Source organism: Brevundimonas sp. UBA4553 (assembly GCF_002387245.1).
In the GTDB taxonomy this organism is placed as follows: domain Bacteria; phylum Pseudomonadota; class Alphaproteobacteria; order Caulobacterales; family Caulobacteraceae; genus Brevundimonas.
The window spans coordinates 502-22,987 of record NZ_DGLD01000008.1; the positions used below are offsets into that span (position 1 = coordinate 502).

The 22,486-nt window shown below is 66.6% G+C and carries 22 protein-coding genes; 15 read left to right on the forward strand and 7 right to left on the reverse strand.

What is annotated here, in order from left to right; translation table 11 throughout:
• The 3 genes from B4A39_RS05645 to B4A39_RS05655 all read right to left on the reverse strand — a co-directional run.
• On the reverse strand, positions 1 to 402 hold a 402-nt coding region (locus B4A39_RS05645; protein ID WP_292034229.1), incomplete at its 3' end, for an RNA polymerase sigma factor region1.1 domain-containing protein.
• Positions 403 to 477: 75 nt separating this feature from the next.
• Positions 478 to 2,364 carry a DNA primase gene (dnaG, locus tag B4A39_RS05650; protein WP_292034231.1) on the reverse strand — a complete coding sequence of 629 codons (1,887 nt, stop codon included), beginning with the start codon at positions 2,362 to 2,364 and terminating at the stop codon, positions 478 to 480.
• Between the two features lie 126 nt (positions 2,365 to 2,490).
• Positions 2,491 to 3,627 carry a patatin-like phospholipase family protein gene (locus B4A39_RS05655; protein WP_292034233.1) on the reverse strand — a complete coding sequence of 379 codons (1,137 nt, stop codon included), beginning with the start codon at positions 3,625 to 3,627 and terminating at the stop codon, positions 2,491 to 2,493.
• Between the two features lie 259 nt (positions 3,628 to 3,886).
• On the opposite strand from B4A39_RS05655, the gene B4A39_RS05660 reads away from it, so the two are divergent.
• Together B4A39_RS05660 and B4A39_RS05665 are read left to right on the forward strand one after the other, a co-directional pair.
• Complete coding sequence (locus B4A39_RS05660; protein ID WP_292034235.1) at positions 3,887 to 4,153, forward strand: hypothetical protein; 267 nt, start codon at positions 3,887 to 3,889, stop codon at positions 4,151 to 4,153.
• 80 nt (positions 4,154 to 4,233) lie between these two features.
• Positions 4,234 to 4,698: a hypothetical protein gene (locus B4A39_RS05665; protein ID WP_292034237.1), complete on the forward strand. Its 465-nt coding sequence runs from the start codon at positions 4,234 to 4,236 to the stop codon at positions 4,696 to 4,698.
• Positions 4,699 to 4,711: 13 nt separating this feature from the next.
• Here B4A39_RS05665 and B4A39_RS05670 read toward each other — a convergent pair whose 3' ends face one another.
• From B4A39_RS05670 to B4A39_RS05680, 3 genes are all read right to left on the reverse strand, one after another.
• Positions 4,712 to 5,617 carry a hypothetical protein gene (locus B4A39_RS05670; RefSeq protein ID WP_292034239.1) on the reverse strand — a complete coding sequence of 302 codons (906 nt, stop codon included), beginning with the start codon at positions 5,615 to 5,617 and terminating at the stop codon, positions 4,712 to 4,714.
• Between the two features lie 40 nt (positions 5,618 to 5,657).
• Positions 5,658 to 6,833, reverse strand: coding sequence for a glutamine-hydrolyzing carbamoyl-phosphate synthase small subunit (gene carA, locus B4A39_RS05675; RefSeq protein WP_292034241.1), 1,176 nt, complete (start codon positions 6,831 to 6,833; stop codon positions 5,658 to 5,660).
• Positions 6,834 to 6,918: 85 nt separating this feature from the next.
• Positions 6,919 to 8,214 (reverse strand): amino acid permease, encoded by a 1,296-nt coding sequence (locus B4A39_RS05680; protein WP_292034243.1) that lies wholly within the window; start codon positions 8,212 to 8,214, stop codon positions 6,919 to 6,921.
• 89 nt (positions 8,215 to 8,303) lie between these two features.
• Between B4A39_RS05680 and B4A39_RS05685 the strand changes: the two genes are divergently transcribed.
• The 13 genes from B4A39_RS05685 (at position 8,304) to B4A39_RS05745 (ending at position 22,158) form a co-directional block, all read left to right on the forward strand.
• Positions 8,304 to 9,008 (forward strand): HAD family hydrolase, encoded by a 705-nt coding sequence (locus B4A39_RS05685; protein WP_292034245.1) that lies wholly within the window; start codon positions 8,304 to 8,306, stop codon positions 9,006 to 9,008.
• Positions 9,009 to 9,245: 237 nt separating this feature from the next.
• Positions 9,246 to 12,557 carry a TonB-dependent receptor domain-containing protein gene (locus tag B4A39_RS05690; protein WP_292034248.1) on the forward strand — a complete coding sequence of 1,104 codons (3,312 nt, stop codon included), beginning with the start codon at positions 9,246 to 9,248 and terminating at the stop codon, positions 12,555 to 12,557.
• A 215-nt stretch (positions 12,558 to 12,772) separates the two neighbouring features.
• Entirely contained in the window at positions 12,773 to 13,048 is a 276-nt protein-coding gene (locus B4A39_RS05695) for a hypothetical protein (RefSeq protein WP_292034250.1), read from the forward strand.
• A 4-nt stretch (positions 13,049 to 13,052) separates the two neighbouring features.
• Entirely contained in the window at positions 13,053 to 13,748 is a 696-nt protein-coding gene (locus B4A39_RS05700) for a hypothetical protein (RefSeq protein ID WP_292034252.1), read from the forward strand.
• Positions 13,741 to 17,040 carry a carbamoyl-phosphate synthase large subunit gene (gene carB, locus B4A39_RS05705; protein ID WP_292034254.1) on the forward strand — a complete coding sequence of 1,100 codons (3,300 nt, stop codon included), beginning with the start codon at positions 13,741 to 13,743 and terminating at the stop codon, positions 17,038 to 17,040. Before B4A39_RS05700 ends, carB begins: the two co-directional genes overlap by 8 nt.
• Positions 17,041 to 17,163: 123 nt before the next feature.
• Entirely contained in the window at positions 17,164 to 17,463 is a 300-nt protein-coding gene (locus tag B4A39_RS05710; protein ID WP_292034256.1) for a DUF1294 domain-containing protein, read from the forward strand.
• Between the two features lie 57 nt (positions 17,464 to 17,520).
• Entirely contained in the window at positions 17,521 to 18,837 is a 1,317-nt protein-coding gene (locus B4A39_RS05715; protein WP_292034258.1) for an amidohydrolase, read from the forward strand.
• A 68-nt stretch (positions 18,838 to 18,905) separates the two neighbouring features.
• Positions 18,906 to 19,124 carry a cysteine protease gene (locus tag B4A39_RS05720; protein ID WP_292034260.1) on the forward strand — a complete coding sequence of 73 codons (219 nt, stop codon included), beginning with the start codon at positions 18,906 to 18,908 and terminating at the stop codon, positions 19,122 to 19,124.
• Between the two features lie 72 nt (positions 19,125 to 19,196).
• Positions 19,197 to 19,865 carry a glutathione S-transferase gene (locus B4A39_RS05725; RefSeq protein WP_292034262.1) on the forward strand — a complete coding sequence of 223 codons (669 nt, stop codon included), beginning with the start codon at positions 19,197 to 19,199 and terminating at the stop codon, positions 19,863 to 19,865.
• A gap of 66 nt (positions 19,866 to 19,931) precedes the next feature.
• The gene (locus B4A39_RS05730) at positions 19,932 to 20,111 is read left to right on the forward strand and encodes a hypothetical protein (RefSeq protein WP_292034264.1); all 180 of its coding nucleotides are present in this window, start codon (positions 19,932 to 19,934) and stop codon (positions 20,109 to 20,111) included.
• A gap of 142 nt (positions 20,112 to 20,253) precedes the next feature.
• On the forward strand, positions 20,254 to 20,727 hold the full coding sequence (gene greA / locus B4A39_RS05735) for a transcription elongation factor GreA (RefSeq protein WP_292034267.1): 474 nt from the start codon (positions 20,254 to 20,256) through the stop codon (positions 20,725 to 20,727).
• Positions 20,728 to 20,731: 4 nt separating this feature from the next.
• Positions 20,732 to 21,181: a VOC family protein gene (locus B4A39_RS05740; protein WP_292034270.1), complete on the forward strand. Its 450-nt coding sequence runs from the start codon at positions 20,732 to 20,734 to the stop codon at positions 21,179 to 21,181.
• A complete protein-coding gene (locus B4A39_RS05745; RefSeq protein WP_292034271.1) occupies positions 21,178 to 22,158 on the forward strand; it encodes a mitochondrial fission ELM1 family protein in 981 nt (326 codons plus the stop codon). Before B4A39_RS05740 ends, B4A39_RS05745 begins: the two co-directional genes overlap by 4 nt.
• Here the strand turns inward: B4A39_RS05745 and B4A39_RS05750 are convergent.
• On the reverse strand, positions 22,155 to 22,433 hold the full coding sequence (locus B4A39_RS05750; RefSeq protein WP_292034273.1) for a hypothetical protein: 279 nt from the start codon (positions 22,431 to 22,433) through the stop codon (positions 22,155 to 22,157). The two genes, B4A39_RS05745 and B4A39_RS05750, sit on opposite strands and share 4 nt — an antisense overlap.
• Positions 22,434 to 22,486 lie beyond the last annotated feature (53 nt).

Sequence of the window (22,486 nt, forward strand, 5' to 3'; positions counted from 1 at the left end):
CTTGGCGATGGCGATTTCGCCCTCGCGGCTCAGCAGTTCGACCGAACCCATCTCGCGCAGATACATCCGCACGGGGTCGTCGGTGCGGTCATAGGCGGCCTTGGCCGGCGCCTCGGCCACCGAGGTCTCGGCGGCGGCGGCCACGTCGGTGCCGGTCGCTTCCACCGCGTCGTCTTCCGCCTCGACGACATTGACGCCCATTTCCGACAGCATGGCCAGGGTGTCTTCAATGGCGTCCGGGGTCACTTCCTCGGACGGAAGGACCTTGTTCAGTTCCTCCATCGTGACGTAGCCACGCGCCTTGGCCTGCTTGATGAACTTCTTGACGCCGGCGTCCGTCAGATCGAGCAGGGGCCCGTCGGTATTGGCTTCGGTGTCCTGCGTCTCGGTCTGCGCACTCATTCAGTCTGTCTCCACGACCGCAGGAGGGTGATCAGTCCCCTGCGGCGAAAATACAACGCCCGACAACTTCGTTGGTTACGAAGAAGCCGCGTCTTCCCAAATCGTTCCGGTCTTGATGGCCCGTCGCAATGCATCGCGCTCGGCCTTCACCAGCGTGAAAGCCGAGGTGTCGAACGCCTTGTGGGCCTCCGACTTCGCTGACGCCAGCGCCTGCTCCAACGCCGCTACGCGGGTCAGAGCTTCAAACGCCTGCGACCACCGGATCCTCGCCTCGCCGAGGGGCTTGTCTGCAGCCAGGAATGGCGCGCCGGACTTTGCCGCCGCCTTCTCGACCTCGTGCATCAAGGCATCATGACCCGAGTGGGCCAGATGGCGTCGGATCGCCGCAGAGTCAAGGCTCTGACCGGAAAACCTTAGCCGCACCAGTTCCTGGGCCAGGCCGTCGAGCGCCGGATCGCCGAACCCGTGTCGGGCGATGGCCTCCAGATGGTCGTCCATCCGCTCCGGATCATCGACCGCGCCGTGGGCCAGGGCCGCCGCCACCGGCTCGATGGAGCGGAACAGGGCCTGCATGGCCTGCGCCCCCTCGGCCGTCTGACCCAGCTTGGGCGGGGGACCACGCCAGCGCCCGCCGGATCCGCCCGGACCGGGCCGCCCGCCCTGCTGGAAAGCCTGCTGCGGCTGGCGGGGGAACAGGGCGTCGAACCGCTCGAACAGGTCGCGCCGATATTGCTCGGCCAGATCCTTGTCCTGGATCGCGGACGCCGCCTGACGCAGCCGCCCTTTCAGTCCGGCCTTGCGCTCGGGCGTGTCGAGCGGCTCGGCCTCGGCCTCCCGTCGGAACAGAACCTCGATAAAGGGGCGGGTCTCGCTGATCGCATGGCGCAGGGCCGGCGCCCCCTTGTCGCGCAGGATGTCGTCCGGGTCCTGCCCGGCCTCCAGCAGGGCGAAGCGGAACGACCGCCCCGACTTCAGCAGCGGCAGGGACCGCTCGATCGAGCGATAGGCCGCCCGCAGCCCCGCCGCGTCGCCGTCGAAGCACAGCACCGGCTCGGCCGACACCCGCCACAGCCGCTCCATCTGCTCTTCCGTCAGGGCCGTGCCCATGGGGGCGACCGCCGGCAGGCCCGCGCGCTGGCAGGCGATGACGTCCATATAGCCTTCGACGACGATGATCCCCTGCTCGCCCCGGCTTTCGGCCCCCAGGATGCGGCGCGCCTCGGGCAGGCCGTAGAGGGTGGCGCCCTTGTGAAACAGCGGGCTCTCCGGCCCGTTCAGATACTTGGCCCGGTCGTCGGGATTCATGGCCCGCCCGCCGAAGCTGACGATCCGCCCGCGCGCGTCCAGGATGGGGAACATCAGCCGGTCGCGGAACCGGTCATAGGGCTGGCCGCCGCTTTCGGGCGCGATCAGCATCCCCGCCTCGACCAGATCGCCGGGCTTGGCCCCCCGCTGGATCAGGGCGTTCTTCAGCCCTTCGCGGTCGTTGGGCGCATAGCCCAGCCCGAAACGCTCCCACTGGTCCTCGGGCAGGCCGCGCTTTTCCAGATATTCGCGCGCCGCCTTGCCGACCGAGCGGCGCAGATTGGCGGCGAACCATTTCTGGGCCAGGTCCATCCAGTCGGTCAGACCCTGCTTCTTGGCCTCACGCTCGGCAGACTGGGGGTCCTCGGCGGGCAGTTGCATCCCCGCCTCCCCCGCCAGCCGCTGCACCGCCTCGACGAAGCTGAGGCGTTCGGTCTCCTGCAGGAAGCTGATGACGTCGCCGTGCTTGCCGGACGAGAAGTCGTGGAAGAAGCCCTTGTCGTCGTTGACGAAGAAGCTGGGCGACCGCTCCTTCGAGAAGGGGCTGAGACCGACATACTCGCGGCCCTGCCGCTTGAGCTTCACCGTCCGCCCGATCACGTCGGACGGGCGAAGGCGGGCCTTCAGTTCTTCAAGGAAACGATCGTCGAAACGCACGTCTTCAGACACTCCGGCGCGGCGATCAGGGGAAGCACCGCCACGACCTCAAACATGATGATCCCCGGCGGTCTTTTCCACAGCCTGTGAAGATCGAGGAGAAGTGCGTCGTGGCCGAGCGCCAGCCTATTTCCACGCCTCGCCGGTCCGGCCCAGGGCCTCGCCCAGATCATAGACCGCCTGCATCGAGGCCTGGTTGAACTCCAGGCTGTTGGCGCCGTCATAGTCCTCGGGGATGGCGGCGACATGGAACTCCAGCCCGTTGCGGCTGGCGAAGGCGCGATTGGCGGCGATGGTGGCGCGCAACTGGCCGCCCAGCACCGCGTCCAGACTGCGGGTCAGGACAGGAATGCCGGCGTCGCGCGTCACGGCGAAACGCGGCGCGTCCTTGCCGTTGACCACGACATAAAGGCGGGCGCCCTGGAACACGCCGGCGACATCGTCCCAGTTCCACATGATTTGCGGCAGGGCCACGAAGGGGTTCATCACCCCGCCGTCGACGTGCATCTCCTCCAGCACCGTTCCCTGCCCCTGCGAACGGATCATCACCGGCGGAAAGGCGCCCGGAATGCTGGCCGAGGCGATCAGGACGTCGCGGAACAGGGCCAGGGCCTCTGGTCCGCCGCGCTCGGCGATGGCGCCCATGTTCCAGATGACGCCGCGCTGGGCGTCCAGGTCGGTGGTGGCGACCAGCAGCAGCCGCCCCTTGGCGTGCTCGGCGGCGACCTCGGCCAGCATGGCCTCGTCCACGTGGCTTTCGACCAGTTGACGCAGCGGCCCGCCGCTGAACACGCCCGATCCGAACAACGCCCGCACGCCCCGGCTCTTCAACAGGCCCGTCGCCTGCCCTCCGACATAGGCCTCCTTCAACCGCGCGTCCCAGCGCGGCCCCAGGAAGACGAAGGGCGCGGCCAGGGCGCCGGTCGACACCCCGGTCACGACCTCGAAGTCGGGTCTGCGACCGCTGGCGGTCCAGCCGTTGATCAGGCCGGCGGAGAAGGCGCCATTGGCCCCACCGCCGGACAGAGCGATCAGGTCGAAGTGGCCGTCCGGCCCCTTGGGCACGCCTTCGCCCAACTGCTGTTCGATCTTCTGCGCCGCCGCCTCGTCCTCGATGGAGAAGCGCACGTTGGGAAAGCCGACGGGCGACGCCGCCTCGCGCTCGCTCAGGCCGAAGTCGCTGCGCGCGCCGCTGGCGCAGGCCGACAACAGCAGGCCGGCGCTCAGGACCGCCGTGATGGTGCGCATCAGACCGAGACCCATACTCATCCTCCAGAGACGCCGCGCATATAGAACGAAGACAGGCTGATGCGAATGCTCTTGGCCGATGTCACGTTAAGTTCTTCTTAACCATAATGGCGGCTTTGCGTCATTAAATGCCTGATTAAAAACGATATTATTCCTGATACCGACGAAACTATCCACAGACTTGTGGATTGTTCAACGGTCGTTGCAGAAGCGACGAGGCCTACGACGCCGCCGCGGTCGCGATCCGACGTCGTGCAACCGATCAAGAGCCCCCATGTTCATCGCCATCGCCCGTCCGGCGGTGGAGCCCCAAGGCCCCGACGCCGTCGCCGTCCCCGGCTCCCCCGCCATTCCGTTCCTGACGCCCCGCGCTCTGCACGCGCGCCTGCTGGACAACGCCGCCGCCCGAAGACGACGTGGTCAGGAGCGACGGTCGGCCTGCCGCTCCGACGACGCCGCCTACTGGATTTCCGCCGCGCCCATGGCGGTGCGCAAGGCGTGCGAACTGCGCCGGCATTCGACCTTTGTCGAACTCCCCTGACCCTTTCGCAACCGCAGGAATTACAGAAAAATTCAGAGATTGGGCCCACAAGGATCAGACGATCTTCCCTGAGCTTTTCCATGCCTGACACCGACACTCTTCACGCCGCCTTCCTTCGTCCGCTCCTGGAGGTGATGGCCGAGAGGTTGGGCGGCGCCGTCATCCTGCACGCAGCCCCCAGCGGCGAGGTCCTGATGGTGACCGGCGGCGTTCCGGGTCTGGACATCGGCGACCCCATCGGCGCCCGCCCCGAAAACTACGCCGACCGTTTCCAGGTCTTCGCCCAGGATGGATCCCCTGCTCGGCTGCAGGACCTGCCGGTGGTGCGCGCGATGCAGTCGGGAAAGGCGATCACCGACGAGGTCTGGCTGCTGGGCGGCGTGGCCGGTCCGGTGCCCGTCTTCGTGGATTCCTATCCGCTGAAGAACGGCGAGGGCGCCGTCATCGGCGTAGTCGCCGCCGCCACCGATCCGAAGCGCTGGAGCACCCGCGCCGAACGGCTGAAACAGTCGATCTCGATCCGCGACGGCTTCACCCAGGTCTGATCGGAACCGCGCCCTAGCGCAGGTCGGGCAGGCGCCGGTCGATCGAGGCCGCGGTCTTGCGCCGCCAGCGGGTCCAGGCGCCCGCCCCGCTGGCCACGCGATCCGGAAGCGCCTGGCTCCACCGCGCGCGCATCGCCTCGACCAGTTCGGGGCGGCGGTCATACTGGTGCACGACAGGGCTGACGCTACCGTCAGGATTGACGATCAGGCCGTCCTTCAGGCTCACGCCCTCCGACGCCATGCCGATGGTGGCGACGCGGCGGTAGTTGTCCTGCACCTGCGCCGGGATCAGGCCGTATCCCACGGCCAGAGCCAGCGACGCCTGATCCACGCCGAAGCCGCCCCCGACCGCCGAGCGAGGAATGGCGCCCAGGGTCAGGATCAGACGGCAGAGACGCGCCGCCTCGTCGGCTGGTCCGACGATGGTGCCGGCGCAGATACAGGGCTGGTCGTCCAGCCGATCCGCCAGCGCTTCGCCGGCCAGCGCCCGGAGGTGCTTCACCTGAAAGGCGTGGTCCGCCAGCCGACCCGTTTCATACTCGACGAAGACCTCCAGCCCGGTCGGCGCCGGAACGAAGGGGTCGGCCTGGAACACCACGTCGCGCACGTCCGTCATCAGCACATGGCGCAAACCCGGGCGCGCTGCGATGTAGCGCTCATAGGCGGAAAAGCGCGCCACCACGGGCTGGGGCGTCCAGGCGTCCGCGGCCGGAACCACGACCGCCTCCACGTCATGGGCGGCCAGAAAGGCCAGCAGAGCCTTGTCGTCGTGCACGAAGAGGACGACCGCCCCGGCGTAGACCGCCCGCAACGAGCGGACGAAGGCCTCGACATGCTCGACGCCATAGCCCGTCGCATAGCCCAGGACGACGTCCTTGTCGGGGGCCGAGGATCGCTCGTCGCGCCTTGCCGGGCGCAAGACCGCGCCCAGCCAGGTCAGATAGCGCGAGCGGGCGATGTCAGGCGCCCTTCATCGATTCAGCGAAGCGGTTGAACAGATAGAGGCTGTCCGTCGGCCCCGGCGAGGCCTCCGGGTGGTGCTGGACGCTGAAGATCGGCTTGTCCTTGACCGCGATGCCGCAGTTGGTGCCGTCGAACAGGCTGACGTGGGTCTCGACCACGGCGTCGGGCAGGCTGTCGCGGTCCACGGTGAAGCCGTGGTTCATCGACACGATCTCGACCTTGCCGGTCGTCAGATCCTTGACCGGATGGTTGGCGCCGTGGTGGCCCTGCTCCATCTTGACCGTCTGGGCGCCGAGCGCGATGGCCAGCATCTGGTGACCCAGGCAGATGCCCATCAGCGGCTTGCCGCTGGCGACCAGCTTTTTGATCTCGGGCACCGCGTATTCGCCCGTCGCGGCCGGATCGCCCGGACCGTTCGACAGGACCACGCCGTCGGGATTGCGGGCCAGGATGTCCTCGGCCGAGGTCGTGGCCGGAACCACGGTGATCTTGGCGCCGGTCGAGGCCAGGGCGCGCAGGATGTTGCGCTTCACGCCATAGTCGACGACCACGACTGTCTTGTCGGTCGCCTCGACGCGCGGATAGCCGGCGGGCCATTCCCAGACGCCCTCGTTCCAGTCGAAGGCCTGCAGGGTCGAGGCGTCCTTGGCCAGGTCCAGGCCGACCAGTCCGGTCCAGGCCTTGGCCTGCGCCACCAGGGCCTCCAGGTCGAACTGGCCGTCCGGGTGGTGGGCGATGACGGCGTGGGGCGCGCCCTTGTCGCGAATGATCTTGGTCAGGGCGCGGGTGTCCACGCCCGACAGGCCGACCACGCCGCGACGCTTCATCCAGGCGTCGAGATCGCCACCCGCGCCTTCGGTCGCGCGCCAGTTGGCCGGATCGGTCGGAACGTCACGGAAGATGGCGCCGCGGGCGGAGGTGCCCGACCCGTCGCCGATCTGTTCCACGTCCTCGACGTTCACGCCGACATTGCCGACGTGCGGGAAGGTGAAGGCCAGGATCTGGCTCATGTAGGAGGGGTCGGTCAGGATTTCCTGATAGCCCGTCATGGCGGTGTTGAAGACCACCTCGCCGAGGGCCGTTCCGACGGCGCCGACGCCGACGCCTTGCAGGATGGTGCCGTCAGCGAGCGCGAGGACGCCGGTGGCGCCGGACAGAATCTGGGTCGTCATGGCGCAGGCTCCTAACAATGAATACGGGCGGACAAACGGCGGCGTGACTAAAGAGATGCAGGGGCCGGGTCAACACGCCCCGCCATTATACTTTCTGGCTTCGTCTCACCCAGACCCAGGCCAGACTGGTCAGGGCGAAGAATCCGACGCTGGGCAGGATATAGCCGCCCGCCGCCGCCGCCACGGCAAAGGCCGAAAACACCACCCCGACCACGGCCAGCGCGCGCCAGCCGGTCTTCCGGGTCAGCTTCCACAGCGTCATCGAACACAGGGCGTAGAGACAGAGCGTCAGCACCGAGGTCACGCCGATCAGGACGCCGAACTGCTGGCCCAGGGTCGGCTGGGCGCTGGCGATCACCATGGCGCTCATGACGACGCAGTTGAGGATGGGGTTGCTCAGCGGCGTCTTGCCCTTCTGCGCCCCGCCGAACCAGCGCGGCATCCAGCCGGCCTCGGCGGCGCCGCGCGAGGTTTCACCCGCCAGCATGGTCCAGCCGGCGATGGTGCCCAGCACCTTGATGACGGCGCAGGCCGCGACGAGCCCTGCCACGGACGAGCCCATGACCCGCGCCACCAGATCGGCATAGGGGCTGGTCGAATGCACCAGGACATCGGCCGGAATGACGCCGAAGACGGCGATGCTGGCCGCGACATAGACGATGAAGGCCAGCGCCACGCCGCCCAGCGAGGCGCGCCCCACGTCCACCGACGGGTTCTTCACCAGGCTGGACAGGGCTGCGGCGCTCTCGACGCCCAGGAAGGCCCAGAAGATGATGGCCAGCGACGCCGGCACCGTCTTCAGCAGGGGCTGGTCGCCCGGGCTCCATGAGGCCGCAAAGGTGTCGCCGCTGAAGGCCATGGCTCCGGCGATGATGGCCAGGACGATGGGGATTAGGCCGAGGCCCAGGGTGATGGCGCCGAACCGCGCCGCCGTCCGCGCGCCGCTGGCGTAGGCCGCCGAGGTCAGCCAGATCAGGGCCAGATTGCTGACCGCCGCCCACAGCGGCTCCTTCAGCGCCGGGATGAAGAAGGCCAGATAGCCGGTCCCCGCCACGGCGAGCGCCACATTCCCGGCCAGACAGGCGGCCCAGTAGGCGAGGCCCGTCTGATAGCCGATGAAACGACCCATGCCGCGCCGGGTGAAGTCCGACAGACCGTCGGCGTCCGGCTGCATCCGCCCCAGACCGCCGAACACGAGGGCCAGGGTCACGGCGCCCAGACCGCAGATCAGCCAGCCGATGATGCTGGAACTGCCCGTCGGCGCCAGGGTCGCGGGCAACAGGTAGACGCCCGAACCGATCATGTTGCCGGCCACCACCAGGGCGGCGAGCGCCCATCCGATACGGTGCGGCGGGTCAGGCAGGATTTCCGTCTGGGTCATCTTCGCCGCATAGACCGAAATGTCGCACCCGTCGCGTGATATCGCGCCGGGCCTGGGATAGAGAGCCGCCAGCACACTGGAGCCTCCCCATGACCATCACCACGGTCGGCCTCGATGCCGACGACACCCTCTGGCACAACGAGACCATCTTCCGCCTCAGCCAGAAGCGGTTCGTGGATCTGCTGGCCGATCACGCCGAAGAGCCTGTCATGATGGGCCGTCTGGCCGAGGTCGAGCGGCGCAACCTTCGCCTCTACGGCTACGGCGTGAAGGGCTTCACCCTGTCGATGCTGGAGACGGCGATGGAGCTGTGCGACGGCGCCGCCCCGCCGCACATCGTGCGCGAGATTCTGGCCGCCGGTCGCGAAATGCTGGCCCACCCGGTCGAGACCCTGCCCGGCGTCGACGAGGTTCTGGCCGAACTGTCCGAGAAATACCGTCTGGTGCTGATCACCAAGGGCGACCTGATGGACCAGGAGCGCAAGCTGGCCGCGTCAGGCCTTGGCGAGCTGTTCGCCGCCGTCGAGATCGTGTCGGAAAAGGAGCGCTCGACCTACGACCGCATCTTCGCCCGCCATGGCACCGGCGCGGCCGAAGCCGTGATGGCCGGCAATTCGATGAAGTCCGATGTCCTGCCCGCGCTCGAGGCCGGCGCCTTCGCCTGCCACATCCCTTACGAGATCACCTGGGCCCACGAACTGGCCGACGCCCCCGAAAAACACCCGCGCTACGTCTCGCTGAGCCGCATCGGCGAACTGCCGGACTGGATCGCCGCTATCGACCGAGAACAATAAATATCGACAGTCCTCGAACGAAAATCGGCGTTTCATGGCATACAGGTCAACGAACAACGGTACTTCACAATATGGCATGAAGATCGTCTGAAATGTGTCTTGATTGCACCACAAGCAAAACAAGACGTCACCTCGACCACACTTAGGCCAAACCTAGGCAAGTTTAGCCCCATTTCGGTCACATCTTGAGGAATGTGTGACCGCTTCCGGCTTTTTTGTGTCAGGTGTATTAAAGTAATGAGAGCAATCCTCCTCGGTTCCACGGTGCTGGCGAGCGCAATCGCGCTTACGGCGCCCGCCATGGCCCAGTCGGTCGATGCCGCGCAGCCCGCTTCCCAGAACGACGTGGCCACCGAAGTGGGCGAGATCGTGGTCACCGGTTCGCGTATTCGCCGCGACCCGACCAACGCCCCGACCCCGCTGATTCAGGTGACTCAGGAGCAGATCCTGTCCACCGGTCAAACCAGCGTCATCGACTATCTGGCCACCATCCCGGCCCTGCAAAACTCGACGGTGCCCTCGGATACTACGGGCTCCAGCCTGAACGCTGGCGGCTTGTCGCTGCCGAACCTGCGTTCGCTGGGCGCGGGTCGCACCCTGACGCTCGTCGACGGCCGCCGTCACGTCAGCTCCTCGGGCGGCGACCTGTCCGTCGACGTCGACACCATCCCGCGCCTGCTGATCCAGAACGTCGAAATCATCACCGGCGGCGCCTCGTCGGTCTACGGCGCCGACGCCGTTTCGGGTGTGCTGAACTTCATCCTCAAGAAGGACTTCGAAGGTCTGGAGATCGACGCCAACTACGGCCAGATCAACGACAACGGCGAAGCCACCCGCCGCGTTTCCGCCCTGATCGGCAAGAACTTCTTCGACGACCGTCTGAACGTCTATGCTCACGCCGAGTATGAGAAGATCGACAACGTCGACTCGATGGACATCGACTGGATCCGTCGCGGCCCGATCCGCGTGGCTATCGACGCTGACCCCACCACCGCGCCTTATGACGGCCAGCTCGACGCCGGCGTCTTCTACGGCGTGAACCGCCTCGACATCCTGCCCTGGGGTCAAACCACCCTGGCCAACCTGCTGCAGCCCAGCGCCCTGTCCAACCCGAACATTCCGTATCAGAACTGCCTGCCCGGCGGCAGCTTCTCCTATGCCGCCAACTGCTTCGGCATCAACCCGGGCAAGACCTTCGTCTATGACGGCGCCACGGGTCGTCCGGCCAACTTCGGCCAGCGCGTCGGCAACGTCGGCCACAACCGCCCCTACAACATCGGCGGCGACGGCATGCCGCTGGGTGAAGTCGCGGGCTTCAGCCGCGTCCCGGCTTCGGAATCGCAGCGTTATCAGGTCGGCGGCAACTTCCAGATCACCGATGCGATCTCGTTCAACGCTTCGGCCAAGTACATCACCGAAGAAACCTTCATGCGCGGCCAACCGACGTTCTTCGACGTCGATCTGGACAACGACTCGTACGGCGCCAACTCGACCGCTTCGATCTGGGGTACCTCGGCCTTCGATCTGCGCTGGGCGGACAACGCCTTCCTGCCGCAGAACGTGAAGGATGCGATCGCCGCCAACCGCATCGACATCTATGCGCCGCCGACCGCCGCCAACGCCGGTCAGCTGACGGGAACCCAGGCTCTGCCAATCGCCCGTCACTCCTTCTTCGGCCCTCAACGTTCGCAGGCCAACACTCGCGACGTCCAGCGCTACACCGCCGGCTTCCAAGGCGATCACGGTCCCGTCAGCTTCATGAAGTCGCTGTCGTGGGATCTGGGTTATGTCTACGGCAAGGCCGAGATCGAAAACATCGAACGCGGCGTCGACACCCAGCGCATGTCGCTGGCGGCTGACGCTGTGGTCGATACGGCTGGCATTCTGGGTTCGGCCGGCGCTATCGTTTGCCGCGCCAGCCTGCTGAATGCTCAAGGCCTGCCGGTCGCAGACAAGCACCGCGGCGGCGACCTGCGCGACACGCAATATGGTCGCGACTCGATCGCCCAGTGCACCCCGCTGAACATCTTCGGCGCGGGCAACCAGTCGGCAGAAGCTCTGGAATACGTCGACGCCTCGGTCCGCGTCGAGGAAATGAACGAACAGCACCAGGCCATCGCCTCGGTCTCGACCGAGCTGTGGGACTTCTGGGGCGCAGGCAACCTGGGCTTCGCCTTCGGCGGCGAATGGCGCAAGGAAACCACCTCGGCCATCGGCCGCAGCACGACCGCTGGCGACCGCCTGCTGTTCCTCAACACCGGCGCCGACTTCCCGGAAATCAGCTACGAGTCCAAGGAACTGTTCACGGAAGTCTCCGTGCCGCTGTTCCGCGATAGCTTCCTGGGCGAGTATGCAGAACTCAGCGGTTCGTACCGTTGGGCGGACTACTCGACCGTTGGAAACGTCGACGTCTATGGCGTGAACCTGGTCTATCGTCCGATTGCGGACATCACCTTCAAGACCAGCTTCAACACCTCGGTCCGCGTGCCGAACCTGGGTGAAAACTATTCGCCGCTCGGCCAGACGTACGCCAATAACTTCGTTGATCCCTGCGCCACGTCGAGCATCGCCGGCGTCGACGATCAGGAAAAGAAGAATAACCGCATCAAGAACTGCACCACCCTGGCCGCTCAACAGGGTCTGACGTTCGACTTCGCGGGGGCTACGGCCACCAACACCGATGACTTCGTGCCCAACTACACCTCGGGCATCGCGGGTTCCTCGGGCGGCAACCCCAACCTGGAACCGGAAGAGTCGGAATCCTTCACCTTCTCGACCGTCCTGAAGCCGCGCTTCGTGCCCGGCCTGACCATGACGCTGGACTACTTCGACATTCGTATCGATCGCGTCATCGCCTCGGTTTCGGCTGCCGGCATCGCCGCGAACTGCGTCGACGGTGCAGAGCTGAACATGGACGCCTGCAACTCGATCTTCCGCACCAATCCGAGCATCCCGTTCGGCGTTGGCGCTCCGGCTAGCAGCTCCGTCGGCGCATTTATCGAGCGTTCGTTCAACTACGCCGCACTGGAAACGCGCGGCCTCGACTTCGGCGCTCGCTACTCGTGGGATACCGCTGACTGGGGTCGCAACTGGGGTTCGTTCGACTGGAACCTGAACGGTTCCTGGCTGATCGAACAGAAGCAGTACCTGAACGAAGCCGATCCGAGCGACTATGACGAACTGTCGGCCGGCATCAGCGGCACCAACATCTACCCGCGCGTTCGCCTGGCTTCCTCGGTGACTTGGCGTCCGAACGACATCTGGAGCCTGAACTGGACCGCCGACTGGCAGTCGAGCGTCAACATCACCCGCGCGCGTGACTACGTTAACAACGCAGACGCCCGTCTGCCGGACCAACTGAAAACCGGCGACTTCACCCGTCACGACCTCACGGCACGCTACAACGTCCGTGACGACCTGACCGTGCGTGCTGGTGTTGTGAACCTGTTCGACGCCGAGCAGCGCGACATCCTCGGCACGACGATCTACTCGAACTACGACCCCTATGGTCGTCGCTTCTTCGTCGGCCTGAACTACCGCCCCTGGTAAGTTCAGTCTGAAAAGAGGTTGAAGGGCGGCCCGCCAGGGCCGCCCTTTTTCTTTGCGTCCTGCAAGGCTTTCCGGGTCTTGCCAGCGGGGGTCCGCCTCTCTAAACGGGCCGCTTAACCGACAACCTGAACGGATCGGTCGCGGGCCTCCCCCTGCGTCCGGTTTCTTCGCGCGCGTGGAGCCCGGCGCTGACCAGTCATGAGGAAAAGGATGCTATGGTGCGCGCTGCTCTGGCCGAGCAGGGCGACAGCGGGATCACCCCGCGCCATACGCTGTTCTATTTCTATGGCGAGGGCGATCACGGCGACCTCAACGAGGTGGCCCGCCGCGCAGGGTTCCTGACACGGGGCCAGGACGACATGACCGTCCTGGAGACGACCATAGCGGTCGACGAGGCGTCGTTTTCGCCTGTGTCGGCCATGATGCAATCCTGGGCCGCGGCCTTCCAGCTCGACTACGACGGCTGGGAGTGTGCGGTCGTGACGAACTGAGTAGATGCAGATGGCTCGCCAGTTACCCCCCATCCCCAATAAACGCCGACTAGAAATAGCAATCACGTTCGAGCTATACGCGACACTTGCCAATCAGTACGAACAATTCGTCGAACCTGGTCAGCTAGCCTCAGCTTTAGAAGGTTTCCAACCGGGGTTACTATCACGCCTCGCTACCGCATCATCTGTACATGGATATTATTCCATCGATGAGAATGATGATTTCTGGATTACGACGTCTGGCATTGAACTCATCACTTCATATGCCGAGTCAGAAAACAAAGATATCCAAGCCTATATGCAAGAAGGCATCACATGGGTGATGAAGCCGGACCCGTCCGACACGGGGGCAAATGTGACCACCACCGAAGAAGATGCCGGTTGGGAGCCCCTACCCATTGACCGTGGCCATGATGATTACGTCGCTATGATATCTGCCGCAGAAGCGGCGCTCAAACAGATCGAAGGCAGCAACGGATACGCAGCCTCTGATCCTGAAGAGCGAAATGGTGTCGTGGGCTCAATTAAGAGCGCCCTTCAAACGATCTCCGACGGGCAACCCAGTCGCACTTACATTAGAGCAGCACTGGTCGCTCCACTTCAGTTTGTAGCCAAGAAATTCGCAGAAGCCATCGTCGGGCAATTTGCAAAAAGTGCGGCTATCGCAGTTCTAAAATGGTTGGCCAATTTCCATGCCTAAACGTACAGACATCCAGTCCATCCTGATCATCGGCGCCGGCCCGATCGTCATCGGCCAGGCGTGTGAGTTCGACTATTCCGGAGTTCAGGCCTGCAAGGCGCTGAAGGCCGAGGGCTACCGGGTCATCCTGGTCAACTCGAACCCCGCCACCATCATGACCGACCCGGAGGTGGCCGACGCCACCTATATCGAGCCGATCACTCCGGACATCGTCGAGAAGATCATCGCCAAGGAGCGTCCCGACGCCCTCCTGCCGACCATGGGCGGCCAGACCGCCCTGAACACGGCCCTGGCCCTGAACGCCTCGGGCGCCCTGGCCAAGTACGGCGTCGAGATGATCGGCGCCAAGGCCGAGGTCATCGACAAGGCCGAGGACCGTCAGAAGTTCCGCGACGCCATGGACAAGCTGGGTCTGGAAAGCCCCCGCTCGCGCGCCATCCATCATATTGAAGAAGCCGACGACGCCCTGGCCTTCGTCGGCCTGCCCGCCATCATCCGTCCCAGCTTCACCCTGGCCGGCACCGGCGGCGGCATCGCCTACAATATCGAGGAGTTCCACGAGATCGTGGAGCGCGGCCTCGACCTTTCGCCGACCACCGAAGTCCTGATCGAAGAGTCCGTGCTGGGCTGGAAGGAATACGAGATGGAGGTCGTCCGCGACACGGCGGACAACTGCATCATCATCTGCTCGATCGAGAACGTGGACCCCATGGGCGTCCACACCGGCGACAGCATCACCGTCGCCCCGGCCCTGACGCTGACGGATAAAGAATACCAGCTGATGCGCACCGGCTCGATCAACGTCCTGCGCGAGATCGGCGTCGAGACCGGCGGCTCCAACGTCCAGTGGGCGATCAACCCGGCTGACGGCCGCATGGTCGTCATCGAGATGAACCCGCGCGTGTCGCGCTCGTCGGCCCTGGCGTCCAAGGCCACCGGCTTCCCCATCGCCAAGGTCGCGGCCCGTCTGGCTGTCGGCTACACCCTGGACGAGCTTCAGAACGACATCACCCAGGTCACGCCCGCCTCGTTCGAGCCGAGCATCGACTACGTCGTCACCAAGATCCCGCGCTTCGCCTTCGAGAAGTATCCGGGGTCGGAGCCCCACCTGACCACGGCCATGAAGTCCGTCGGCGAGGTCATGGCCATCGGCCGTACCTTCCAGGAATCCATGCAGAAGGCCCTGCGCGGTCTGGAAACCGGCCTGAACGGCTTTGACGAGATCGAGATCGAGGGCGTCGCCGACGCTGCGGACGACGCCAGCGCCCGCGCCGCCGTCATCCGGGCCCTGGGCCAACCGACGCCGGACCGCATCCGCGTCATCGCCCAGGCCTTCCGCCACGGCCTGACGGTCGAGGACGTCCACGCCGCCTGCTCCTACGAGCCCTGGTTCCTGCGCCAGATCGCCGACCTGATCCGCACCGAGGGCCACGTCCGCGTCCAGGGCCTGCCCACCAGCGACATCGACTTCCGCAAGCTCAAGGCCAAGGGCTTCTCCGACGCCCGCCTGGCGGCCCTGACCGGCAAACGCGAGGCCGACGTCCGCGCCGCGCGTCGCCACCTGAACGTCCGCCCGGTGTTCAAGCGCATCGACACCTGCGCCGCCGAGTTCGCCTCGGCCACCGCCTATATGTATTCGACCTACGAGACCGGCGCCCTGGGCCAGATCCCCGAGTGCGAGGCCGAGCCGTCGGACCGGAAGAAGGCCATCATCCTCGGCGGCGGCCCCAACCGCATCGGTCAGGGCATCGAGTTCGACTACTGCTGCTGCCACGCAGCCTTCGCCTTCGCCGACATCGGCGTCGAGTCGATCATGGTCAACTGCAACCCCGAAACCGTCTCGACCGACTACGACACCTCGGACCGCCTCTATTTCGAGCCCCTGACGGGCGAGGACGTGCTGGAGCTGATCGACGTCGAGCGCTCCAGGGGCGACCTGATCGGCGTCGTCGTCCAGTTCGGCGGCCAGACCCCGCTGAAGCTGGCCCACGCCCTGCAAGAGGACGGCGTGCCGATCCTGGGCACCAGCGTCGACAGCATCGACCTGGCCGAGGACCGCGAGCGCTTCCAGCAGATGCTGCAGGCCATCGGCCTGCAACAGCCGCCCAACGGTCTGGCCCGCAGCGCCGAGGAAGCCGCGCAGAAGGCTGAGGAGGTCGGCTATCCCGTCGTCCTGCGCCCCTCCTACGTTCTGGGCGGCCGCGGCATGATGATCGTCCACGACCGCGAGCAGCTGGACCGCTACGTCCATGAGGCCATGCGCGTCTCGGGCGACGATCCGGTCCTGATCGACCACTATCTGAACCGCGCCACGGAAGTGGACGTGGACGCCCTGTGCGACGACGAAGACGTCTTCGTCGCCGGCGTGCTGGAACACATCGAGGAAGCCGGCGTCCACTCGGGCGACAGCGCCTGCTCCATGCCGCCCTTCTCGCTGCGTCCTGAGATCGTGGCCGAGCTGAAGCGTCAGACCACCGCCATGGCCAAGGCCCTGAAGGTGCGGGGCCTGATGAACGTGCAGTTCGCCATCGAGGAACCGCACAGCGAAAACCCGCGCATCTTCGTGCTGGAAGTGAACCCGCGCGCTTCGCGGACCGCCCCCTTCGTGGCCAAGACCATCGGCCAGCCGATCGCCGCCATCGCCGCCAAGGTCATGGCCGGCGAGAAGCTCGCCTCCTTCGGTCTGGTCGACAAGGAATTGGAGCATATCGCGGTCAAGGAAGCCGTCTTCCCGTTCGCGCGCTTCGCGGGCGTCGACACCATCCTGGGCCCGGAAATGCGTTCGACCGGCGAGGTCATGGGCCTGGACTGGAAGCGTGACGGCGAGGCCGACCTGGCCCCCGCCTTCGCCCGCGCCTTCGCCAAGTCGCAGATCGGCGGCGGCACCGTCCTGCCGACCGAGGGCTGCGCCTTCGTCTCGGTCAAGGACGCCGACAAGCCCTTCATCCTGGAGGCGGTGAAGTCGCTGCTGACGCAGGGCTTCGCGGTCGTCGCCACCTCGGGCACCCACGACTACCTGAAGTCGGAGGGCGTCGAGGTCGGTCTGGTCAAGAAGGTGCTGGAGGGTCGCCCCAACATCGTCGACGCCATGAAGAACGGCGAGATCCAGTTGGTCTTCAACACCACGGACGGCAAGCAGGCCCTGGCCGACAGCTTCTCCATCCGCCGCACGGCCCTGATGATGAAGATGCCCTACTACACCACCGCCGCCGGTTCTCTGGCCGCGGCGCAAGGGATCGCCGCCATCCGCGCCGGCGAACTGGATGTCCGCCCGGTGCAGTCCTACAACTGAGCCTCGATCCAGTCCTGAGATCAGCCCCCGGCGTTCCGACGCCGGGGGTTTTTTCGTGGACGCCCGGCAACGCTTTGTCAGGTCTTGTGGCCGCACGATGCCCGATCAACGTCGAGCGCCACCATGCCCCAGTCGACCATCGACCTGACCCTGCTGCTCCTCCTGGCCGGAAACCTGATCGCCTTCGGCCTGTTCTGGGCCGACAAGAAGGCGGCGGAGAACGGCGACTGGCGCATCTCAGAGAGCACGCTGCTGTTGGCCGTCCTCTTTGGCGGTCTGGGGGCCTGGATGGGTCAGCACATCCTCCGCCACAAGACGCGCAAGGAGCCGTTCCGTTCTCGCCTGGGCTTTCGCCTGTGCCTCTATGTCATGCCCCTGCTGGCCGCCGCGGCCTATGTCATCTGGAAGGCGCTGCTGGCCTGATCCCCTTGTCGGTTCGAGGGAAAGGCATAAGCTCCCCACAGGGATCAGGGGGACATCATGAAACGAGCGACGATCACGGCTGCGCTGGCGTTGGTTCTGGCGGCGGGCGCCGCGCCGGGCTTCGCGCAGGACGCGGCGCTGAAGGCGGCGGTCAAGGCGGACTATGACGCCAATCTCGGCGCCCTGTTCGACCATTTCCACCGCAACCCGGAACTGTCGGGCATGGAGGTCCAGACCGCCGCCCGCATGGCGCAGGAACTGCGCGCCCTCGGCTATGAGGTCACGACCGGCGTCGGCGGCACGGGCGTGGTGGCGGTGCTCAGGAACGGGGCCGGACCCACCGTCATGATCCGCGCAGACATGGACGGCCTGCCCCTGCTGGAGGCCTCGGGCCTGGCCAACGCCTCGACCGCACGTCAGATCGACAGCGACGGAACTGAAAAGCCGGTCATGCACGCCTGTGGCCACGACGTGCACATCACCGCCCTGGTCGGCACGGCGCGCCAGATGGCGGCGCGCAAGGCCAACTGGTCCGGGACCCTGGTCCTGATCGCCCAGCCGGCCGAGGAGCGCATCTTCGGCGCCCGCGCCATGATCGACGACGGCCTCTACTCCCGCTTCCCGAAGCCTGACTACGCCGTGGCCTTCCACGTCTCGGCCGACACCCCGACGGGCAAGATCGAGGCGCCGCTGGGCATCGTCTATTCCAGCTCCGACAGCGTGGACATCACCGTGCACGGCGTCGGCACGCACGGCGCCTCGCCGCACAAGGGGGTGGACCCGGTGCTGGTGGCTTCGCAGATCGTGGTGTCCCTGCAGTCCCTGCGCAGCCGCGAGATCGACCCCTTGCAGGGCGCCGTCGTCACCGTCGGCGCCATCCATGGCGGCATCAAGCACAACATCATCTCTGACCGCGTCGATATGCAGCTGACGGTGCGTTCCGACGACCTCGAGGTCCGGACCCGGCTGCTGGACGGCATCGACCGCATCGCCCGCCACACCGCCCTGGCTCTGGGCGTGCCCGAAGACAAGCTGCCGACCGTGACCCGTTCGACGGTCGAGAGCACGCCGCCGACCATCAACGACGCCGCCACCGCCGCCCGGGTCCGCGCCGCCCTGACCGCCGGCCTCGGCGAAGGCGTCCTGATCGACAAGGCGCGCTCGGGCATGGGCGCCGAGGACTTCGCCCATTTCGTCACCCCCGAGCACGGGGTGAAGGGCGTCTACTTCAGCGTCGGCGGCACCCCCGCCGATCAGGTGGACGCCGCCCCCGGCCACCACTCGCCCCTGTTCCGCATCACGCCGGAACCCGCCGTGACATTGGGCGTCGAGGGTTCGGTCCTGGCCGCCGAAGCGCTGATGCCCCGCACCTGACCCGGCTGAACCCTCGGGCGGCTGGTCCGTTCAGCCTCCAGTCGCCCCTGGTTTCCCGGAGTCACCCCATGCGCCTGCCCCGCCTCGCCACTCTTCTCGGCGGCCTGCTCCTGTCGCGGCGCGGACGGGGCTTCGCTGGCCGCCATGCGGGCAAGCTGGCGTTGGCGACCCTGGCCTTTGAACTGTGGCAGAAGCATCAGGCCAGCCGCCCCGGCGCGACCCAGCATTCCAGGGTGCGCGCCAAATCCGGCCCCGGCCGTCGCTGGAGCGGGCGCTCGCGCCGCTGATCGACGCGTCGCCCTCTGGACGTCCCCTAGGTCAAGCGCCCAAGCTGGACTGATCCCTGATGGAGCGCGCCCATGATCGTCGTCCACCACCTGAACAATTCCCGCTCGCAGCGCGTGCTCTGGCTGCTTGAGGAACTGGGCCTGCCCTATGAGGTCCGGCGCTACGAGCGCGACCCCGCCTCCATGCTCGCCCCGCCCGAACTCAGGGCCGTCCACCCTCTGGGCAAGTCGCCGGTTCTCGACGACGGCGACATCCGCGTGGCCGAGACGGGCGCGATCATCGAGTATCTGCTCGACGCCTACGATCCCGAGGGTCGGCTGCGCCCGGCCCGGAGCACGGCCGATGGACGCCGGTTCACCTACTGGCTGCACTACGCCGAGGGGTCGGCCATGCCGCCCCTGTTGCTGAAGCTGGTCTTCGCCCGGATGCCCGGACGCGCGCCGGGCCTGCTGCGGCCGATCGTCAACGGCGTCGCGACCAAGGCGCAGCGGACCTTCATCGATCCCCAGCTCAAGGCCAACGCGGACTGGCAGGAGGCGGAGCTGGCCGCGACCGGCTGGTTCGCCGGGCCCCGGTTCAGCGCCGCCGACATCATGATGAGCTTCCCGCTTGAGGCCGCCGCCAGCCGCGCCATCGACCTGTCGGCCTACCCCCGCATCCGCGGTTTCCTGGAGACGATCCACGCGCGTCCGGCCTGGAAGCGCGCCCTGGAACGCGGCGGCGCCTACGCCTACGCCTGACGCGGCGATCGCCATCACGGGTTCGCGACAAGGAAACCCGGACGGGACGACGACGTTATGGACCCCATGCGTATGTCCGTCATTCAAGTCATCGCGGCCCTCGGCGCCGCCGTCTGCATCGCCATCGCGTTCATCGCCGCAGGGGTTGGAGTCATCTCCAGCATCTTCATGCTGCTGGCGGTGGCCGCCTTGGGCTTCATCGCCTGGACCGCCATCCGGCGCGCGATGGGCCAGCCCAAACCCTGACGGGTCTCACCGACGGATCCTCTTGAGTTTACCGAAAGGGCGCCCTACCCTCTTGGCCCCGATCACGTGCGCCCCGTGATCGTGTCTGTGCCGATTAACGTCTCTCATTAGTCTCCGGGCGAAACAAGAAAATCACGACACAATGGAAAAAGTGCCGATGACGGCCGAGGGCTACCGTGTCCTCGACGAACAGTTGAAGCAATTGAAGCAGGTCGAACGGCCGAGCGTCATCGCGGCCATCTCCGAGGCCCGCGAGCACGGCGACCTGTCTGAAAACGCCGAGTATCACGCCGCCAAGGAACGTCAGGGCTGGATCGAAGGCTCGATCGCCGACATCGAGGACAAGCTGTCGCGCGCCCAGGTGATCGACGTCTCCAAGCTGTCCGGCAGCCAGGTCAAGTTCGGCGCCACCGTCACCTATGTGGACGAGGACACCGAGGAAGAGGGCGTCTATCAGATCGTCGGCGAGCATGAAGCCGACGTGAAGGCGGGCAAGATCTCCATCGCCTCGCCGATCGCCCGCGCCCTGATCTCGAAGGAGATCGGCGACGTGGTCGAGGTCAACACGCCTGGGGGCGTGAAGGCCTACGAGATCCTCAAGGTCGAGTGGAAATAGGCTCATGACCGAACCGGCCGGGACGCGTTCGCCTCTGGTGTCGCACGTCTCGGTCGGCGTGACGGACATGACGCGCGCCGGGCGGTTCTATGACGCGGTGATGGGCGCCCTGGGCGCGCGCCGGGTGATGGAGCACGCCGTCGGCATCGGCTACGGTCGCGCCTTCCCCGAGTTCTGGGCCGCCCGTCCGCACGACGGCAGGGACGCCGCCGCCGGCAATGGCGTCCACGTCTGCTTCACCGCCGACACCCCGGAAACCGTGGCGCGCTTCCACGCCGCCGGCCTGGCGGCGGGCGGTTTCGACGAAGGGGCGCCGGGACGTCGTCCCCACTACGCCCCCGGCTACTACGCCGCATTCCTGCGCGATCCCGACGGCAACAAGATCGAGGCCGTCTGCTGGATCGCCGCCGATACGGTCGTGGCCTCGCCCGCCGGGCCGCGAACGGGCTCGTGAGCGCCTCTCCCCTGTCGATCTGGGTCGTGTCCGACGGCCGCGCCGGCATCCAGAACCAGGCCCTCGGTCTGGCCGAGGCGGTCGCCCGCCTGACCCCCGCGACGATCGAGATCAAGCCGGTGCGCTGGCGGCCCCCTTTCGACCGCTGGCCTTCCGCGCTGAAGACGCCCGCGATGCTGGCGCCTGAGGCCTTCGATCCCCGCGCCGTCGACGAATGGCCCGATCTGTGGATCGCCACCGGCCGCGCCACCCTGCCGCTGTCCGCCAGGGTTCGCGACTGGAGCGGCGGCCGAACCTTCACGGTGCAGACCCAGGACCCGCGCTGGCGCAATCCGGCCTACGACCTGATCGTCGCTCCCGCCCATGACGGCCTGTCGGGCGACAACGTCTTCGAGATCATCGGATCGCCTCACCGGATCACGCCGACGGCGCTGGCCGCGGCCGCGCCCGCCTTCGCCGAGCGCATCGCCGCCCTGCCCCATCCGCGCGTCGCCGTCATGATCGGCGGCCGGTCAAAGGCCTTCGACCTGCCCCAGAGCCACGCGGCGCTTCTGGCGGATCAGATCAGGGCGGCGGTCGAGGCGGCGGGCGGGTCGATGCTGCTGACCTTCTCGCGCCGCACGCCCGAGGCGGCGAAGGCCGTCATGACCGAGCGGCTGTCGTCCCTGCCCGGATGGATATGGGATGGAACGGGAGACAATCCCCTGTTCGCCATGCTGCACGCCGCCGACCACGTTCTGGTCACCGAGGACAGCGCCAACATGGCGACCGAGGCGGCCTCCACCGGCAAGCCCGTCCACATTCTGCCAATGGTCGCGCTGAAACCCGCCGGCAAGTTCGGGCGCCTGCACGCCGATCTGGCGGCCCATGGCGCCGCCCGCCCCTTCGACGGCGCGCTGGACGCCTGGTCCTACGAGCCTCTCAACGAAACCGAGCGCGCGGCACGCGCCGTGCTGGAGGGGATGCGGGCGCGCTAGTCTCCGCCGCCGCAGCCGCCGCCGTCCGAGGAGCAGCTGGCGTCGCCCCCGCCTGACGCGCCCCCGTCGGAGACGACCCCGCCTTCGCCGTCGCTCTTTTTCTTTGCGGCGGCGCCGCTCAGACCCATCATCGCCACGCCCAGACCCGAGCCGATGGCGATGCCGAGCGACAGCCACAGGGCCAGGTTGTCGGTCGCCGTGCCCACCGCCACGCCGATCGCCATGCCGGCGCCTACGCCGATCGGCAAAAAGGCCGCCTTGTTATTTGCGCTCATGAATCCCTCCCACTCAGCCTGAAACGCATCCTAGCATCGCGATTCGGGGAATC

Excerpts from the sequence above, each read along its gene's own strand:
- B4A39_RS05715 (WP_292034258.1), top strand. The coding sequence starts at position 17,521 with ATGAAACGAGCGACGATCACGGCTGCGCTGGCGTTGGTTCTGGCGGCG.
- B4A39_RS05695 (WP_292034250.1), top strand. The coding sequence starts at position 12,773 with ATGGTGCGCGCTGCTCTGGCCGAGCAGGGCGACAGCGGGATCACCCCG.
- B4A39_RS05740 (WP_292034270.1), top strand. The coding sequence starts at position 20,732 with ATGACCGAACCGGCCGGGACGCGTTCGCCTCTGGTGTCGCACGTCTCG.
- B4A39_RS05725 (WP_292034262.1), top strand. The coding sequence starts at position 19,197 with ATGATCGTCGTCCACCACCTGAACAATTCCCGCTCGCAGCGCGTGCTC.
- B4A39_RS05730 (WP_292034264.1), top strand. The coding sequence starts at position 19,932 with ATGCGTATGTCCGTCATTCAAGTCATCGCGGCCCTCGGCGCCGCCGTC.
- B4A39_RS05720 (WP_292034260.1), top strand. The coding sequence starts at position 18,906 with ATGCGCCTGCCCCGCCTCGCCACTCTTCTCGGCGGCCTGCTCCTGTCG.
- B4A39_RS05685 (WP_292034245.1), top strand. The coding sequence starts at position 8,304 with ATGACCATCACCACGGTCGGCCTCGATGCCGACGACACCCTCTGGCAC.
- B4A39_RS05690 (WP_292034248.1), top strand. The coding sequence starts at position 9,246 with ATGAGAGCAATCCTCCTCGGTTCCACGGTGCTGGCGAGCGCAATCGCG.
- B4A39_RS05750 (WP_292034273.1), bottom strand. The coding sequence starts at position 22,433 with ATGAGCGCAAATAACAAGGCGGCCTTTTTGCCGATCGGCGTAGGCGCC.
- B4A39_RS05660 (WP_292034235.1), top strand. The coding sequence starts at position 3,887 with ATGTTCATCGCCATCGCCCGTCCGGCGGTGGAGCCCCAAGGCCCCGAC.
- carB (WP_292034254.1), top strand. The coding sequence starts at position 13,741 with ATGCCTAAACGTACAGACATCCAGTCCATCCTGATCATCGGCGCCGGC.
- B4A39_RS05655 (WP_292034233.1), bottom strand. The coding sequence starts at position 3,627 with ATGGGTCTCGGTCTGATGCGCACCATCACGGCGGTCCTGAGCGCCGGC.
- B4A39_RS05665 (WP_292034237.1), top strand. The coding sequence starts at position 4,234 with ATGCCTGACACCGACACTCTTCACGCCGCCTTCCTTCGTCCGCTCCTG.
- carA (WP_292034241.1), bottom strand. The coding sequence starts at position 6,833 with ATGACGACCCAGATTCTGTCCGGCGCCACCGGCGTCCTCGCGCTCGCT.
- B4A39_RS05700 (WP_292034252.1), top strand. The coding sequence starts at position 13,053 with ATGCAGATGGCTCGCCAGTTACCCCCCATCCCCAATAAACGCCGACTA.
- B4A39_RS05680 (WP_292034243.1), bottom strand. The coding sequence starts at position 8,214 with ATGACCCAGACGGAAATCCTGCCTGACCCGCCGCACCGTATCGGATGG.
- greA (WP_292034267.1), top strand. The coding sequence starts at position 20,254 with ATGGAAAAAGTGCCGATGACGGCCGAGGGCTACCGTGTCCTCGACGAA.
- B4A39_RS05710 (WP_292034256.1), top strand. The coding sequence starts at position 17,164 with ATGCCCCAGTCGACCATCGACCTGACCCTGCTGCTCCTCCTGGCCGGA.